This is a genomic window from Motilimonas sp. 1_MG-2023, from assembly GCF_030547455.1.
Taxonomy (GTDB): domain Bacteria; phylum Pseudomonadota; class Gammaproteobacteria; order Enterobacterales; family CBDFNC01; genus Motilimonas.
On the sequence record NZ_JAUOPX010000025.1, the window covers coordinates 17,991 to 31,459 of the forward strand.

Annotated in this window: 20 protein-coding genes; 15 read left to right on the forward strand and 5 right to left on the reverse strand. The window is 44.2% G+C overall.

Annotation, left to right across the window (positions count from 1 at the left end):
* Positions 1 to 39 precede the first annotated feature (39 nt).
* Positions 40 to 1,005: a transcriptional regulator GcvA gene (gene gcvA, locus Q4519_RS13510; protein ID WP_303513059.1), complete on the reverse strand. Its 966-nt coding sequence runs from the start codon at positions 1,003 to 1,005 to the stop codon at positions 40 to 42.
* Between the two features lie 101 nt (positions 1,006 to 1,106).
* Here gcvA and Q4519_RS13515 point away from each other — a divergent pair, with 101 nt between their 5' ends.
* Both Q4519_RS13515 and Q4519_RS13520 read left to right on the forward strand, forming a co-directional pair.
* Positions 1,107 to 1,319: a DUF1127 domain-containing protein gene (locus tag Q4519_RS13515; RefSeq protein ID WP_232803320.1), complete on the forward strand. Its 213-nt coding sequence runs from the start codon at positions 1,107 to 1,109 to the stop codon at positions 1,317 to 1,319.
* Positions 1,320 to 1,386: 67 nt separating this feature from the next.
* The gene (locus Q4519_RS13520) at positions 1,387 to 1,797 is read left to right on the forward strand and encodes a GFA family protein (RefSeq protein ID WP_233054063.1); all 411 of its coding nucleotides are present in this window, start codon (positions 1,387 to 1,389) and stop codon (positions 1,795 to 1,797) included.
* A gap of 258 nt (positions 1,798 to 2,055) precedes the next feature.
* On the opposite strand, the gene Q4519_RS13525 is transcribed toward Q4519_RS13520, so the two are convergent.
* Positions 2,056 to 3,000: a LysR family transcriptional regulator gene (locus Q4519_RS13525; protein ID WP_303513064.1), complete on the reverse strand. Its 945-nt coding sequence runs from the start codon at positions 2,998 to 3,000 to the stop codon at positions 2,056 to 2,058.
* 106 nt (positions 3,001 to 3,106) lie between these two features.
* Here Q4519_RS13525 and Q4519_RS13530 point away from each other — a divergent pair, with 106 nt between their 5' ends.
* A complete protein-coding gene (locus tag Q4519_RS13530; protein WP_303513067.1) occupies positions 3,107 to 3,853 on the forward strand; it encodes an SDR family NAD(P)-dependent oxidoreductase in 747 nt (248 codons plus the stop codon).
* Positions 3,854 to 3,923: 70 nt separating this feature from the next.
* Here the strand turns inward: Q4519_RS13530 and Q4519_RS13535 are convergent, their stop codons facing one another.
* Positions 3,924 to 4,616 (reverse strand): hypothetical protein, encoded by a 693-nt coding sequence (locus tag Q4519_RS13535; RefSeq protein ID WP_303513149.1) that lies wholly within the window; start codon positions 4,614 to 4,616, stop codon positions 3,924 to 3,926.
* 55 nt (positions 4,617 to 4,671) lie between these two features.
* Entirely contained in the window at positions 4,672 to 5,823 is a 1,152-nt protein-coding gene (locus Q4519_RS13540) for a BamA/TamA family outer membrane protein (protein WP_303513070.1), read from the reverse strand.
* A gap of 152 nt (positions 5,824 to 5,975) precedes the next feature.
* Between Q4519_RS13540 and Q4519_RS13545 the strand changes: the two genes are divergently transcribed.
* The 5 genes from Q4519_RS13545 to Q4519_RS13565 all read left to right on the forward strand — a co-directional run bounded on the left by Q4519_RS13545 (position 5,976) and on the right by Q4519_RS13565 (position 8,331).
* Positions 5,976 to 6,242 (forward strand): hypothetical protein, encoded by a 267-nt coding sequence (locus tag Q4519_RS13545; protein ID WP_232803315.1) that lies wholly within the window; start codon positions 5,976 to 5,978, stop codon positions 6,240 to 6,242.
* Positions 6,243 to 6,255: 13 nt separating this feature from the next.
* Positions 6,256 to 6,597, forward strand: coding sequence for a hypothetical protein (locus Q4519_RS13550; RefSeq protein WP_303513071.1), 342 nt, complete (start codon positions 6,256 to 6,258; stop codon positions 6,595 to 6,597).
* A 17-nt stretch (positions 6,598 to 6,614) separates the two neighbouring features.
* Complete coding sequence (locus Q4519_RS13555; RefSeq protein ID WP_303513073.1) at positions 6,615 to 7,031, forward strand: GNAT family N-acetyltransferase; 417 nt, start codon at positions 6,615 to 6,617, stop codon at positions 7,029 to 7,031.
* A gap of 472 nt (positions 7,032 to 7,503) precedes the next feature.
* A complete protein-coding gene (locus Q4519_RS13560; protein WP_303513075.1) occupies positions 7,504 to 7,767 on the forward strand; it encodes a hypothetical protein in 264 nt (87 codons plus the stop codon).
* 48 nt (positions 7,768 to 7,815) lie between these two features.
* The gene (locus tag Q4519_RS13565; protein WP_303513077.1) at positions 7,816 to 8,331 is read left to right on the forward strand and encodes a GNAT family N-acetyltransferase; all 516 of its coding nucleotides are present in this window, start codon (positions 7,816 to 7,818) and stop codon (positions 8,329 to 8,331) included.
* 55 nt (positions 8,332 to 8,386) lie between these two features.
* Here Q4519_RS13565 and Q4519_RS13570 read toward each other — a convergent pair whose 3' ends face one another.
* Positions 8,387 to 9,286 carry a LysR family transcriptional regulator gene (locus Q4519_RS13570; protein WP_303513079.1) on the reverse strand — a complete coding sequence of 300 codons (900 nt, stop codon included), beginning with the start codon at positions 9,284 to 9,286 and terminating at the stop codon, positions 8,387 to 8,389.
* 111 nt (positions 9,287 to 9,397) lie between these two features.
* Here Q4519_RS13570 and Q4519_RS13575 point away from each other — a divergent pair, with 111 nt between their 5' ends.
* The 7 genes from Q4519_RS13575 (at position 9,398) to Q4519_RS13605 (ending at position 13,387) form a co-directional block, all read left to right on the forward strand.
* Positions 9,398 to 10,000, forward strand: coding sequence for a glutathione S-transferase family protein (locus tag Q4519_RS13575; RefSeq protein WP_303513081.1), 603 nt, complete (start codon positions 9,398 to 9,400; stop codon positions 9,998 to 10,000).
* A 2-nt stretch (positions 10,001 to 10,002) separates the two neighbouring features.
* Complete coding sequence (locus Q4519_RS13580; protein WP_233054074.1) at positions 10,003 to 10,383, forward strand: nuclear transport factor 2 family protein; 381 nt, start codon at positions 10,003 to 10,005, stop codon at positions 10,381 to 10,383.
* A 9-nt stretch (positions 10,384 to 10,392) separates the two neighbouring features.
* A complete protein-coding gene (locus Q4519_RS13585) occupies positions 10,393 to 10,608 on the forward strand; it encodes a 2-hydroxymuconate tautomerase family protein (RefSeq protein ID WP_232803305.1) in 216 nt (71 codons plus the stop codon).
* A 447-nt stretch (positions 10,609 to 11,055) separates the two neighbouring features.
* Positions 11,056 to 11,433, forward strand: coding sequence for a TipAS antibiotic-recognition domain-containing protein (locus Q4519_RS13590; protein ID WP_303513085.1), 378 nt, complete (start codon positions 11,056 to 11,058; stop codon positions 11,431 to 11,433).
* A gap of 151 nt (positions 11,434 to 11,584) precedes the next feature.
* The gene (locus Q4519_RS13595) at positions 11,585 to 12,169 is read left to right on the forward strand and encodes a DUF6151 family protein (protein WP_303513086.1); all 585 of its coding nucleotides are present in this window, start codon (positions 11,585 to 11,587) and stop codon (positions 12,167 to 12,169) included.
* A 105-nt stretch (positions 12,170 to 12,274) separates the two neighbouring features.
* The gene (locus Q4519_RS13600; RefSeq protein WP_303513088.1) at positions 12,275 to 12,871 is read left to right on the forward strand and encodes a glutathione S-transferase family protein; all 597 of its coding nucleotides are present in this window, start codon (positions 12,275 to 12,277) and stop codon (positions 12,869 to 12,871) included.
* Positions 12,872 to 12,874: 3 nt separating this feature from the next.
* Entirely contained in the window at positions 12,875 to 13,387 is a 513-nt protein-coding gene (locus tag Q4519_RS13605; protein WP_303513091.1) for a hypothetical protein, read from the forward strand.
* The last annotated feature ends 82 nt before the right edge of the window (positions 13,388 to 13,469 follow it).

Below are 13,469 nucleotides of genomic sequence, written 5' to 3' on the forward strand. Positions count from 1 at the left end.
CAAGTTGCGTTCAACAGCCATTAACGGAGGCCTGCCGATTTAATTATCGGTCTCAATTTTCGAGTTGGCTAACTCACGTTGCAAGGGCGGGCATAGATTGCCGTCCTTTGCTATTTGCTGTTGTAACCAACGGCGAAAAATTTGTGCTTTTTCACTGACCGGGCGGTTTTTCGCGGTAACCAAAAAATAGCCGTAGTCAGAGGCGATACTGGTCTCAAATAACCTGACCAGTTGGCCATTGGCCAGCTCTTCTCCCACTAAGCTTTGGCGTGCTAATGTTACCCCTTGTCCTGATACTGCTGCTGTGATTGCGAGGCTAGCATCACTAATGCTTAAGTTGTCTTTTAACTTCAAGGCCGGATAACCTGCGGCGCGAAGCCAAGTATTCCAGCTGGTATTGGTGGTCAGAAAATCATTAATAATAGTGACTTGAGTAAGATCAGGTGCGCTCGCTAATGACTTGTTAGCAAGCTTCATGCTCTCCAATAATTTAGGCGAACAGACCGGAAATAAGTTGTCACTCATCAAGGCTTCACTGTCGCAGTTCGGGTATTCACCTAAGCCAAAACGAATCGCTAAATCAAAATCCGATTGTGCTAAATCGACTACTTGTAAGCTTGGCGTTAAACGCACTTCAATCTCGGGATATTGCTCCAGAAAATGCCATAACCTTGGCACCAACCAACGGGAACAAAATGACGGTAACGCCGAGATATTTAATGCTCCAGTGGTGCTAGAAAGGGATACTTTTTGCATGCCGTCGGCGAGTAAAGTTAGGGATTGGCTGACATAAGGCAAAAACGCAAGGCCTTGTTCGGTCAAGCTTAAACGACGGCTGTGACGTACAAATAAGGGGGCCCCCACTTGTTGTTCAAGGTTGCGAATGTGCTGACTAACGGCGGCTTGGGTAATAAATAAATCTTGTGCCGCTAAGGTAAAACTTAAATGTTTGGCCGCACTTTCAAAGCAGCGTAGCGACATGATGGGTGGCAGGTGAGTATTCATATAGATAAGTTTTACTTATGTAAAGATAAGAATCTATCGTTTGTTTATTAGTCAGGTCAAGCCTAAATTATTTATCAAACCTAGATGGATAGTGAGGGTGTATGCAATTAGTGACTAGATTGGTGAGTGTTGATAAAGGGTGGGCGAAACTTAAAAATATTTGCCTTGTAATAAGCTGTACTTACAATGAAATGCAGCGGCGGCGACGCACTCGTCAACAATTAGCACAGTTGTCGGCTCATCAGCTGAAAGACATTGGTATTGATCCTGCTCAGCAGCAAGAAGAAATTCGTAAATATTTTTGGCAACGATAGTGTGCGAGTGAGGTGTTATTGCTATTTTGGCTGACAGTCTCATTTGGAATTAACAAAGGCGTAAGTAATGACTGATATTCAAGGTAGCTGTTTATGTGGACGGGTGGTGTTTAGCTGCGACAATCGCTTTAGCCAATTTCATTTTTGTCATTGCCAGCAATGCCAAAAAACCTCGGGCTCGGCCCATGCAGCCAATTTGTTTACAGAGCCGAGTAATATTAACTGGCTCAAGGGGCAAGATCAGATCAAGCGCTTCGATGTGCCCGGTCGTGCTATTTCAAGCGCCTTTTGCCAACACTGTGGCTGTGCCATGCCGTACCTGTCTGGCACGGGTAAGGCTTTGGTGGTACCGGCGGGTTGTTTAGATGGTGAGCCGAATATCGCCGTGGATGATCAGATTTTTTGGGCAGAGCGTGCATCTTGGTATGATGCAGCCTTGGCTAGTCAGTGTTTTTTGGGGTTTCCTAGGGTCTGTTGATCTTTGCTGGTTAATTTTTGTTCGAGATAAAAGCGTTTTGAGCAAGGCGAGCAGTGTGTAGCTTAGCATTCTAAGTAAATACTGCTCAACGATGGGCAAAACGCTTTTAGCCGAATCCGTAGGACAGCGTTTGTTGGGTATTTCTACTGCGTTATCGCCTTTTCGTGTAGCTAGCTACACCACAAAAGCGCTGCCTTGTATAAATACCCAACAATTCGCTGCAAAAACAATCACGAAAGATCAACAGACCCTAAGTAATCAGCAAGGTTTACTCGCCTCTTTTAATGCTTCAGCTAGATGCTCGCTGAGGTAGTGCCAAACTTCGTTGACTGCCCGGCTGCGCGCATTTTTTTCTAAACAAACCAAATGAATAGGAGCCGCATCAGGGTGATGCCATTGGCTTAGTACAGGAACCAGCTGGCCTTTTTTTAGCTCGGGCTGAATTAATATGGGATCAACTCGAATAATCCCCATGTCCATACAAGCGAGTTCTACTAAGGTGCGGCCATCGTCAGATGCGGTGGATGGAGTAATACGTAAGGTTTGTATTTCGCCACTTGGGCTGCAAAAGTGCCAGTGATCCATTGTCAGCTTTTGATGACGGAAGATTAAGCACTGGTGAGCAGCCAGATCGTCTGGCTTATCAAGCTTAGGCGCGTGTTTAAGGTAGTTAGGACTAGCAAAGCAAGCCCATGATTTAGTGCCAATATGACGAGCAACTAATGACGAATCAGATAATTGACCCACCCTTAGTGCGATGTCTATGCCTAGTTCAATCAGGTCAACGACGCGATCATCAAGGTTAATTTCTACCACTATGTCGGGAAATAGTTGCTTTAAATGTGGCAACAAAGGCAATAGGTAACGTTGGCCGATAATAGTGGAACTGCTGATTTTAACCCGCCCGCTGGGTTTGGCTTGGGCTTGTTCGGTTAGCTTGGCGGTATTGTTAAGTAGGTCGGTTAGTGAATCAGTGATGACGAGTAATTCTTTGCCGGCATCAGTGAGGTTTAACTGCCGAGTGCTGCGTTGCAATAACCTCAAACCCAATTGCTTTTCAAGCTGGGCAATTTTCTTACTGACTGAGGAGCGCGGCAATTGCAGCGCGTCAGCTGTGGCTTGAAAACTGCCTAATTGAGTAACACGACGAAATAGGTACAGATTAGGCAGTTGCAAGTGCAAAGTCGTGGTATCAATATTCATTTTGGTTCCCATATAGAAACAATATGTTTCTTATATCGTGTCTTATTGGAAATAATTCTCCAAGGTATGCTGTTCTTCGTCAACTCATATATTCAGGAGATCAGTTATGTCATCCACACTACAAGGAAAAACCATATTAATCACTGGCGCAACCGCAGGCATTGGCTTTGCAACGGCGCAATCATTACTGCAACAAGGTGCGCGATTAGTGATCACTGGTCGCAATCAAGAACGCTTAAATCAAGCCGTCAGAAAGTTGGGCGAGAGGGTGATACCCGTATTGTGCGACAGTGCTAATGTTGCGCAAATCCAACAAATGGCAACTCAGTTACAGCGCGATAACATCAAGCTTGATGGACTAATTTTAAACGCCGGCGTTTTCTATCCGGTGGCCTTTGAGCAAATGAGCTTAGATAACTTAAACACCACCATGGCGGTTAACTTTAATGGCCCAACGTTAACCTTGCAGGCGTTGTTACCTTGTTTGAATAACCCATCTAGCGTGGTCTTTATTTCCAGTGTGGCGGTGCTTAAAGCCTTTGCTACTGCGGGCGTTTATAGTGCTAGCAAAGCCGCCTTTGAAGGCTTGGCAAGGGTTCTTAATTTAGAGCTTGCTGAACGTGGTATTCGTATTAATTCGATTCGCCCAGGCGTAACGGCAACGGAAATCCAAGCTAAAGCAGGCATGGATCAAGACGCTATTAGTGGATTTTTTGAATCGTTGAGTAGCACGCCCGTGGGCAGAGTGTTAACGCCAGAGGATTTAGTGCCTGCTATTAACTATTTAATTTCCGATGCGAGTATTGGCTTACGCAATGCGTATATCGACATTGATGGTGGTTTTGGTCTTTAGTCCGAGTCCTAAGGAAGAGTATCTTTTATCCAAGTGTAAAAGCATCAGGTTCAGCTTGGTGCTTTTTTCGTTAACCCAAAAAGGTGCTCACGGGCTTGCAGGTACTGTGATAACTCTCCAGTTGGATCAAGCCTTGTAAAATAAAGCCGTGGTAACGAGCTTGAGCAAGTTGATGATCAAGGCTCGGCGCAAAATAGTAAGTTATGTCTTCAGCACCTGTTTGCTCTACCGGAATAAGTTGTAACTCACCCCAAGGCGCAAGCTGAGTGGTGATAGGGGCCTTAACTTGGTATTGATAAGGCTCGATACCATCGGAAGCTTGGCGAATTAAGCTAAACTGCTGTTGCCCCTGTAGCACGAGCTCGCGGATTTGAATGGCTAAGGTGTCAACATCGCGCAGTGGAATATGCGTTGAGTGGTAGCTTGTTGTTTTGCCATCCAGTTTAACTTGAGAATCGAAGCCGTTATTGCTAAACGAGGCATGCATGTCACGGGATCTAAACCCCGACACCTGTTGCTGAAATTGCGTGGTGAGCCATGCTTGTTCAGTGTTAGACCAAGTCAGTTCGGCGCGCTGTTGATACTGAGTGGCAATCCCTAAAATAGCGGCGTGACTGTTTGAGGTTATCACCGCTGACTGACCCTGCCAAGCTTCCGTTCTGGTCATGGTTCCAGTATGTAAATCGCCAAGGTAAACAGAATAGCTAGCTGCGCGACTGCATTGTTTGGAATTATTACTGGCTGACACGGGATAGCTCGCCATTAGGCACGCTAGCAATAACATGGCGTGATGCATCCAGCGCATCTCGGTACAGTTTTTAAAATACTTCATTAACATTGAGATAGAAGTTAGTGTCATTTTTGCCAACACCTACGTCAAAGCGTAAATTGATCTGGTCTTTAAGATTAAAACGCAAGCCAGTGCCATAGGAGGTGAGTACGTCATCATTGAGTTTGCTAACGTGAGAGGCAACACTGCCCGCCGCGCCCCAAAATACCATGCCAAAGCGTTGGTAAATGGGTAAGCGGTATTCAACCTGTCCCATCATCATTTGTTCATCACGATAGCGCCCCTTGATATAGCCACGCATGGCATTTGAACCGCCTAAATCCGGCAATAAATTCCATGGCACATCGCCATCGGTAAAATGCCCTTGTAGTTGCCAAGCGATCAAGCCCGGTGCTGATGGCAGGTCAATATAGTTCGCTAATTCAACGTCATAAGTTGAAAACGAAGCATATGCATCATTGTGATAAAGCCCAGCGTCAATCTGAAATAGCCAACCTTTGCTGGCGTTTAAGCGGTAATCTCTTGAATCGTAAATACTGCTGAGCACCGCGCCCGCACTAACATTGCTAGGTAATACGCCATCGGCATCTACCTTAGTGCCTGTTTCGACAAACTCTAACTTGTCTGCGCTGGCGTAAAGCAAGTCAGCCCCAACACCGAGAAAGTAATTATCAGCAAACTCAGTCATCCAACCTGGCTTAAAGCGCAATAGCTGTTCATCAAACTCATGCTTGTTGGTATCAATATCGCCATTAAGGATGCCGCGTCCATAATAGACGGCGGCTTCATTATGCAGCTCTAATTCCAGCAACAGCCGCTGCCTGCCTTGGTTTAAAAAGGTCATGCTTTCTACTTCAACGCCGTAAGATTTATTAGCAGAAGCAAAAGAGTTAATGACTAAAGAAGAAGGCTGCTCTTGCTTGGTCGCATCGCCAGTTTTATACAAACCAACCACCAATAATCCGACACCAAATTTTTTCTCTGGCGTGTAATAAGCGGTGGGCAAATAACTCATATCGATGGTTTTACTGTCGTCAAACCCTCCGTCAGCACCAAATACCGATAATGTATTGTCAATCCACGTTGGCTCCATGTCTGCTGGTGTATCAAATAAAGGCTCAACAACGGCATGCGCGCTATTGGCGCACAGCAACAGGGATAACAATAGTTTTCGGGTCATAACGGCTCGGTTCGGGTAAGGGGAATTATTTGGTGGATTTTTATAACATACTTTAACGCATCATTAGGTGTGGATTATTGCATCCTTATGTTTTATTTTTATGATTATTTGAACTTACCTTGACGCCAATTGGGGCTGATAAAGGACTATTTATGCCTTCTTTCCAATTTTTTAAGCGCCATGACAGCGGCTCATTAACTTATCTGGATGTCGATTCAGCGACCTTTGCGGATGAAAAATCGCAGCTACTTGAGCAAGGCTTTGAGGTAGCGAATAATCATTATATTCAAGCTGCCACTGCTGAAGAAGCCTTGACACTAGCTGCCCAGCCACAATTAGAAGCGCTGGATAGCTATGGCGCTTTAACCCAGTCAATGATTGGTGTGTATGAGCTGATCAAAGCGCCTTTTAAAAAATGAAATCAGGAATATTTTGTTTAAGCTCAAATTATTTCTGATTAAGCTGATAACTCAACTAGCTAAAGCGTTACTAGCTATAGCCTTGGTGATAGTGCTTTTCGCCAGCTTGGCTTTCGGGCTTAATCATCATTATCGCACGCCCTTGCAACAGTTTTGCTCGGAAGTTGAGTTAAATAAGCCTGTTAGTGATGTGATAACGCTGGCCGAAGGGCATTCGTTTTTTATTTTGGATATGCGTGACAAATACGACAGGGTGGGCATATTGAATCATCGGGCGCATTATTTTCGCTACGAATGTGCGATCACTGTGGTGAATGATGTTGTGACCGAAGCTAAGATGGTAATCGCAGATTAACCCAAGGGATTAAGGTAATGATTGCAGTAAACGGACGTTTTAATATTTACAATCAAGTGGATAAGGTTGATTTAGCGAGAGTAAAAGCCTTACTCGGTTTATCCTATTGGGCGGCGCAGCGAAGCTTAGAAGACATCGCCACGTCAGTACAACACTCGCAATGTTTTTCCCTTTATGATCAGCAATATCAAATCGGTTTTGCCCGAATTGTCACCGATTATGTGTCGTTTGCGTACTTAGCCGATGTCATCATTGACCCTGAATATCGCGGCCAAGGGCTGGGTAAATGGTTAGTCGAAACCGTGGTCAGCGATCCGCGTTGGCAAGGTAAGCTACTGATGTTAGCCACCGATGACGCCCATGGCCTCTATCAACGTCATGGCTTTGCCGAAAGTAGCAAACTGATGGGCATGGGTATCAGAGAGCAAAGATAATGCAGCCGATTGATGATGGTTTGGTAAGCGCGGCAGAAATAGCCTTTTTAGGTAGCTACCTCGTATGTAGCGTGCGAGTTTAAAAGTATGTGATTGTTAATGAATAGAATTCATAGTTATGATTTATTTAAGCGATTAAAGTTTAGGTATCGATTGTTAACACGATTTGTAGCGTTTTCTGCGTTGATGCCATCTGTTGGAGTAATGTTTTTCTTTATACCTTTCTTTGAATCTATAGAGGAAAATTATTCAAGAAGTACTGTTGGGCTTATTGCTATTACCTGTATTTTGCCTATGTGTGTCTGTAATTTCGTAGCAGTATTTTATGGGTATCGATTTATCCTTAAGAAGAGAATCGGAATCACTAACGAGCAATATAAGCTTTTGGCATGGTGCAAGTGGTATCCAGCATCGTGGCTCAAACGTTAGTCAAATCAATAGATGGGGCGGTCATTTTGAATGAGTAATTACAATGGGTTTAGATGCTGTCGAATTTATAATTTCGATTGAGAAACATTATTCAATCACTCTGCCGGGCGAAGATATGGAAACGTTAGGTGTTGTCGGTGATTTTGTTGTCTACGTTGCAAATGCCTGCGAGATGCAAAATGGCAATGAAGTAGAGTTTGAAGAGGTGTATGAGACAATAAAGTGTTTCCTAAATCGTGATTTTGACATCCCTTGCAATGAAATAAATCTGAAATCTCGTTTTGTCGATGACCTAGGAATGGGGTAGCGATGAGAAAACGGGCTATCATTAAATGATCGTTAGATTGAGCAAAACATGACCATATCCTTTGTGACTCCCAGGCTAAGCGTGGTTGAAGTGGAAGTCGGCATTTCCTTGTCGGATCGCTCGCAATTACTTGCTTGCGTACCAACGATCCTGACGCCTGCGGTGGTTGCTGCGTTACCGGCTGATTTTCATGATGTGAATACACCCGCTGCGGCCGAAGTTTGGTTGGATAGTATGTTATCGCAAAGCCGTTTGCTGCTAGTAAAATCCACCAGTAATGATGTTATTGGCTTCTTATTTGTTTATGTCACACAGGGAAACTTTGCCCATATCGGTTATTTATTGGCGCAAGCTTATTGGGGTAAGGGGTTAGCAACTGAGCTGTTGTATGGGTTCATGGCTGATGTTGGCAATACACAACCTTGGCAAAAGCTAGTAGCGGGCGTTGACCAAACCAATATTGCATCCGCTAAGCTCCTTAAGAAGTTAGGTTTTGTTGAACAAATGCCTGATGAAAGTAGTGTGGCTATGTTTGAGTATATTTTGCCCCAAACACAAGTTTGAAGCAGCTACCAAAGCTAGGGAGTGTAAAACGGAACTGTCATTATTTACCTGCCGCTCAAATGTCCTCATCCTGATACGGATGCCCTTCAAACCAACTCTCTAAAAACTCAATGAAATACTTAACCTTAGGCGGTGTGTACTGACGCACAGGGTAGAGGGCAAATAAGGTCATAATGGGTTTAGTTGCATCGCCTAGTATTTCTACCACTTCTCCTGCTTGTAGGGCGTGGTGACAGATAAACCGAGGAATATAGCCTATTCCTAGCCCTTGCTTGATCATTTCCAGTAAGAACACTGAGCTATTGGCTTTGAGCGGACCCGCTATGGGCACGGGGTCTACGCCAACTGGCCAAAGGTTTTTATGACGAAAATAACTGTATTCAAAACAGTGATGTTGCTGTAAATCTTGCGGTGTTTGGATGGTAGGGTGAGTGGCTAAATATTCAGGTGAGGCACAAATACTATAGCTAAACTTGGTGATTTTTTTGCCGACATAGGCTGAGTCAAACTCACGACTAGCGACCCTAAGGCCAAGGTCAAAGTTATGCTCAAGTAAATCTTGTGCCATATCGCTCAGCTCAACGTCTAGCTCAATTTGTGGATATTGTTTCATAAATGCCGCCAGTGCGGGGGCGAGCACGGTTGAGCCTAGCGCCATCGGCACGTTAATACGCAATCGTCCCTTCGCCGAGTGCTGTGACGCTTGTAGCTGTACTTCGGTGTCTTCAAGGCGTTTTAAAATTTCGCGGCAGCTGACTAGATAGTCTTCTCCCAACTCCGTCATTTGCAGGCGACGGGTTGATCTTTGTAATAAACGAACCCCTAAATTGTCTTCTAACTGGCTGATTTGTTTGCTTATCATTGATTTACTTGTACCAAGCTGCTCGGCCACGCGGGAAAAGCTACCTAGCTCAACCACGCGAACATAAAGCTGCATTGCTTTTAACTTGTCCATTGTTATTGTTTCCATAAGGGAAAAAGACTTTGCTAATTGTGACTATATATCAGTTCAATAGCGGGGTTTATAGTGTACTCAAATCAACCACACCACAAACAGAGGTTAAACATGTACACACTATATTTCTCACCTGGCGCTTGTTCGTTGGCTACTCAAGTTATTTTACGCGAACTAAATCTGCCTTTCACCTTGGTTAATCGCAACAATGTAGAGGGTTTTCAGGCTATTAACCCCGTTGGCGCGGTGCCTGCTCTAGGCCATCGCGACCAGGTGATCACCGAGGGTGCGGCGATTATTTTACATTTGCTGCAAAATCATCCGAATGACTTGTTACCACAAAGTGCAGTTGAAAAAGAAGCAGCCATTCAGCAGCTATTATTTGCCAACGCAACAGTACATCCTGCTTATAGCAAGTTGTTTTTTATTGCATCGGCACTACCTGAGGGCGAGGCACAAACCACTGCACTACAGGCCGCAGCGGTGGGGATTAATAAGCTATGGGTTCATATTGAGCACATTTTGCAACAGCAGCCTTATCTTGCTGGTGAGCGCCTGACGCCTGCGGACATACTATTGAGTGTGTACGAAACTTGGGGCCAATATTTTAATGTTGATATTCAACTAGGGCCAAAAACTCAAGCCTTGCTGCAGCAAATTCGTCAACGTGACAGCTATGTTGCTGCAGTTGCCGCTGAGCAACAGGTGGCTTAATCATGGCTGAAGCTGCGTCGGATCTAGCCATTATTGAATCTATGATTGGTAGTTATTTTAAAGGGTTACATAGCGCCGATACCAAGTTGTTAGACAGCTTGTTTGATGACAACGTCAGCCTGTATGCCCCTGGGATCCGCCGCACTAAGGCGCAGTGGCTCGAGTTGGTCGCTAATCGTCCAGTGCCGCAGGCCCTTGGTCATCCATATCGCTATCAAATCTTGTCAATTGAGCTTTGCGGTGAGCAGGCATTCGCTAAGTTAAGCTGCCCATTGCTCGGTGAACAATACATAGATTTTTTAGGTTTTTTACATGAGCAAGGGCAGTGGACTATTGTTTCCAAACAGTATGCCAACAACCCATTTTTACAATTAAAACAATAAGGAAAGGTTATGCCATATGTGAATATCAAGATTACCAACGAAGGTGTGAGTACGGCGCAAAAGCAGCAGCTAATTGCGGGTACCACCGAGCTGCTGGTAAAGGTGTTAAATAAAGATCCCGCCACTACCTTTGTGCTAATCGAAGAAGTGAATACCGATAACTGGGGAGTTGGTTATGACTCAGTAACCACATTGCGCCAGCAGAAACAAAACACTAAATCCTAACGCTAAGGTGCTGTTTAGGCCATATTTGCAGTGGTTAGATTGTGTATAAACGACCTTCGGTTATAGTGACCTAGCTAAACAAATAATCAACGGTGACCCTAAACTAGGGTCATTTCATGTTTGGCTATCTCATTGCACTAGTACCAGCTACGCCTTTTTTCACTGTAAGCGCCTTGTTCAAGATATAAAAAAGCTGCAAAAGCCGATACGTTAAAAGGGTGAGCCCGATGGTCAAAGGCTCTCCTCCAAAAAGTAGCACTAAATCCCCAACAAACTGCTAAATCAGCATAATCCTCATCCAGTAGAAAAAGACTAAGCGATTGAATCCAAATAGGAACTCGGCTATGGTTTGGTGCATCAATAAAATGTTAAAAATAAGTGAGCGCTAGGTTCACCTATGTGATTTGGCAAGTTTGGCACGAAAAAATGTAACTTAATGGAATACAAATGAATAAATTGAGTAATGATTATTTAACTGAATGTAAGAAAGCGCTAGATGCAGAGCAAGCTCATAGCTTGTCAACTACCAATAACTGGGTGCATGTGAATAGGGAGCTTGTCCACCAAGATTGGGATGTTCTGTATAAAAAATTAGCAAAATACGCAGATGAAGCAGCTGTTGATAACGTAAATGTTCAGGCACTAATGAAAGAGCATTATGAAATAGCATGTAGATTTTATACCCCTTCTAAAGAAGCATACATAGGTATGGGGATATTTTATAAAGAAAATGAAGACATGAAAAAATTTCACAATTCGTATCATCCAGACATGGTTGATTATTTGGGCGATGCAATTGTTCATTACGCGGACAATAATTTATAAAATCTTATAGTAGATAGGTATAGATTAGGTTTGCGGCGCACCTGATTTAGGCGCTAATAACGCTATCGTGATGTTATTGGATTATGACAATAGTTTATTGAAAGCGTCATTGGATAAACTAACTTGAATAACACTGGGAGTGGTAACCAAGATGCATTCAATTCAATGCCAGTGCGGTAGCGTCCGCGGCCAACTAGAAGGCAGTGGAGTCCACAATCGACTCATCTGCCACTGTACCGATTGCCAAACGTTCGCAAAGTTTCTTGGCAAAGCGGCTGAGGTATTAGACCCGCAAGGCGGGACTGAGATTGTGCAAGTTGCGCAACCGCGTCTTCGCTTTTTGCATGGAGAAGATCGACTTTCTGCTGTACGCCTGAGTGAGAAGGGCATGGTTCGTTGGTATGCGTCGTGCTGTAACACTCCTATCGGCAACACGATGGCCAACCCAAAAATTTCATTTATTGGATTAATTCATTCCTCTCTCGATCATGCCCAGATGGATAAAGACTTCGGAACAAATATTGCGATCTTAAATACAGATGCCGCTCTGGGTGAGATAAAGCCCAAGCAGCGTGGTCTTATAGGCGTTATAACACGTTTTATCTGGCTTCTTGTCACGATGCGCATCAGTGGCCGCTACAAAAATTCGCCGCTGTTTAATGCATCAGGCTCGCCGCGAGTGGTGCCATCGATACTTACGTCCCGAGAGTTGGCGCAGTTGAAGGATGACGCATAACTAATACCTCATAACTTGGTTTCCAGCCCTTTTCTTGCTTCTGGTAATAAATAAAACCTTAGGTTAGAGTGCTTTAGATAACAACATGATTAAGGGAATATCAACATGCGCGTATACGGCGATGTGCAATCAGGTAACTGCTACAAGGTAAAACTGTTGATGGCGCTGCTGCAAATTGAGCATCAGTGGCAGGCGGTAGATATTTTAGCGGGTGATACCAAAACACCTGAATTTTTGGCTAAAAATGCCAATGGCAAAATTCCGTTAGTGGAGCTAGATGATGGCCGTTTGTTAGCCGAATCGAATGCGATTTTGGGTTACTTTGCTGCCGATACGGCGCTAATGCCAAGTGATAAATTCCAACAAGCTAAAGTGTATGAATGGTTGTTCTTTGAGCAATACAGCCATGAGCCTTTTGTCGCAGTAGCCCGTTTTATTCAGCATTATTTAGGCATGCCAGCGGCGCGCCTAGCTGAGTATGAATCGCTACAATCCGGTGGTAATAAAGCTTTATCGATCATGGAACAACAGCTCACGAAAACCCCTTTCTTAGTGGGTGACAGTTTAACTATTGCAGACATTGCACTATATGCTTACACCCATGTGGCCGGGCAAGGTGGTTTTGATTTAAACCGCTATCCGCATATTCAAGCTTGGTGTCAGCGCATTGCGCAGCAGCCGCATTATGTGGCGCTGGGTTAAGTAATGAGGCTGCTGTTTAATGTTATGGTGACCTTGGCGTTGATAGCGGCGGGCTTGATGGCAATCTTTACGTTTACTGCGCCGCCGCAGGTGGAAGCTAATTTTGCGGAAAAAGCGCCTAACTTTTTTGTATTGGCGAGAACAAGCAAAGGATACCAAAAAATAAAGCTAGCGCATGCCTTGGCTAACCCGTCTGATTATCAGTTTTGGCTTGACCAAGAAGAAGTAGCGTTAAATGTCGGCGATATTCACCACATCCGTGTGTTGCAGTCGGATCGGGATAGCCAGCTGATCCGCTTTAATTATGTTAACAGTTACAGCTCAACCTCTATTTATCGGGTCAGTAAAGACCAGCAATTAACGCCTGTGAGTTACGAAATAAACCATCAAATGGGGCAAGGTGTGATTGTTATGATTGCGTTTATTCCTTTAATATTTATTGCCCGCTGGCTGGCAAAATTGTTGGCAAATAGATTATTCCCCCCCGCGATTAAGCAAACTAATTCCTCAACTTAGGCCACATTGAGGAATTTAAACACTGCCCTTTAACCTTGTTCTTCACTAATATTCATCAGTAGGTGAATTATTGTTGAGGAGC

Excerpts from the sequence above, each read along its gene's own strand:
- gcvA (WP_303513059.1), bottom strand. The coding sequence starts at position 1,005 with ATGAATACTCACCTGCCACCCATCATGTCGCTACGCTGCTTTGAAAGT.
- Q4519_RS13515 (WP_232803320.1), top strand. The coding sequence starts at position 1,107 with ATGCAATTAGTGACTAGATTGGTGAGTGTTGATAAAGGGTGGGCGAAA.
- Q4519_RS13520 (WP_233054063.1), top strand. The coding sequence starts at position 1,387 with ATGACTGATATTCAAGGTAGCTGTTTATGTGGACGGGTGGTGTTTAGC.
- Q4519_RS13525 (WP_303513064.1), bottom strand. The coding sequence starts at position 3,000 with ATGAATATTGATACCACGACTTTGCACTTGCAACTGCCTAATCTGTAC.
- Q4519_RS13530 (WP_303513067.1), top strand. The coding sequence starts at position 3,107 with ATGTCATCCACACTACAAGGAAAAACCATATTAATCACTGGCGCAACC.
- Q4519_RS13535 (WP_303513149.1), bottom strand. The coding sequence starts at position 4,616 with ATGGCGAGCTATCCCGTGTCAGCCAGTAATAATTCCAAACAATGCAGT.
- Q4519_RS13540 (WP_303513070.1), bottom strand. The coding sequence starts at position 5,823 with ATGACCCGAAAACTATTGTTATCCCTGTTGCTGTGCGCCAATAGCGCG.
- Q4519_RS13545 (WP_232803315.1), top strand. The coding sequence starts at position 5,976 with ATGCCTTCTTTCCAATTTTTTAAGCGCCATGACAGCGGCTCATTAACT.
- Q4519_RS13555 (WP_303513073.1), top strand. The coding sequence starts at position 6,615 with ATGATTGCAGTAAACGGACGTTTTAATATTTACAATCAAGTGGATAAG.
- Q4519_RS13560 (WP_303513075.1), top strand. The coding sequence starts at position 7,504 with ATGGGTTTAGATGCTGTCGAATTTATAATTTCGATTGAGAAACATTAT.
- Q4519_RS13565 (WP_303513077.1), top strand. The coding sequence starts at position 7,816 with ATGACCATATCCTTTGTGACTCCCAGGCTAAGCGTGGTTGAAGTGGAA.
- Q4519_RS13570 (WP_303513079.1), bottom strand. The coding sequence starts at position 9,286 with ATGGACAAGTTAAAAGCAATGCAGCTTTATGTTCGCGTGGTTGAGCTA.
- Q4519_RS13575 (WP_303513081.1), top strand. The coding sequence starts at position 9,398 with ATGTACACACTATATTTCTCACCTGGCGCTTGTTCGTTGGCTACTCAA.
- Q4519_RS13580 (WP_233054074.1), top strand. The coding sequence starts at position 10,003 with ATGGCTGAAGCTGCGTCGGATCTAGCCATTATTGAATCTATGATTGGT.
- Q4519_RS13585 (WP_232803305.1), top strand. The coding sequence starts at position 10,393 with ATGCCATATGTGAATATCAAGATTACCAACGAAGGTGTGAGTACGGCG.
- Q4519_RS13590 (WP_303513085.1), top strand. The coding sequence starts at position 11,056 with ATGAATAAATTGAGTAATGATTATTTAACTGAATGTAAGAAAGCGCTA.
- Q4519_RS13595 (WP_303513086.1), top strand. The coding sequence starts at position 11,585 with ATGCATTCAATTCAATGCCAGTGCGGTAGCGTCCGCGGCCAACTAGAA.
- Q4519_RS13600 (WP_303513088.1), top strand. The coding sequence starts at position 12,275 with ATGCGCGTATACGGCGATGTGCAATCAGGTAACTGCTACAAGGTAAAA.
- Q4519_RS13605 (WP_303513091.1), top strand. The coding sequence starts at position 12,875 with ATGAGGCTGCTGTTTAATGTTATGGTGACCTTGGCGTTGATAGCGGCG.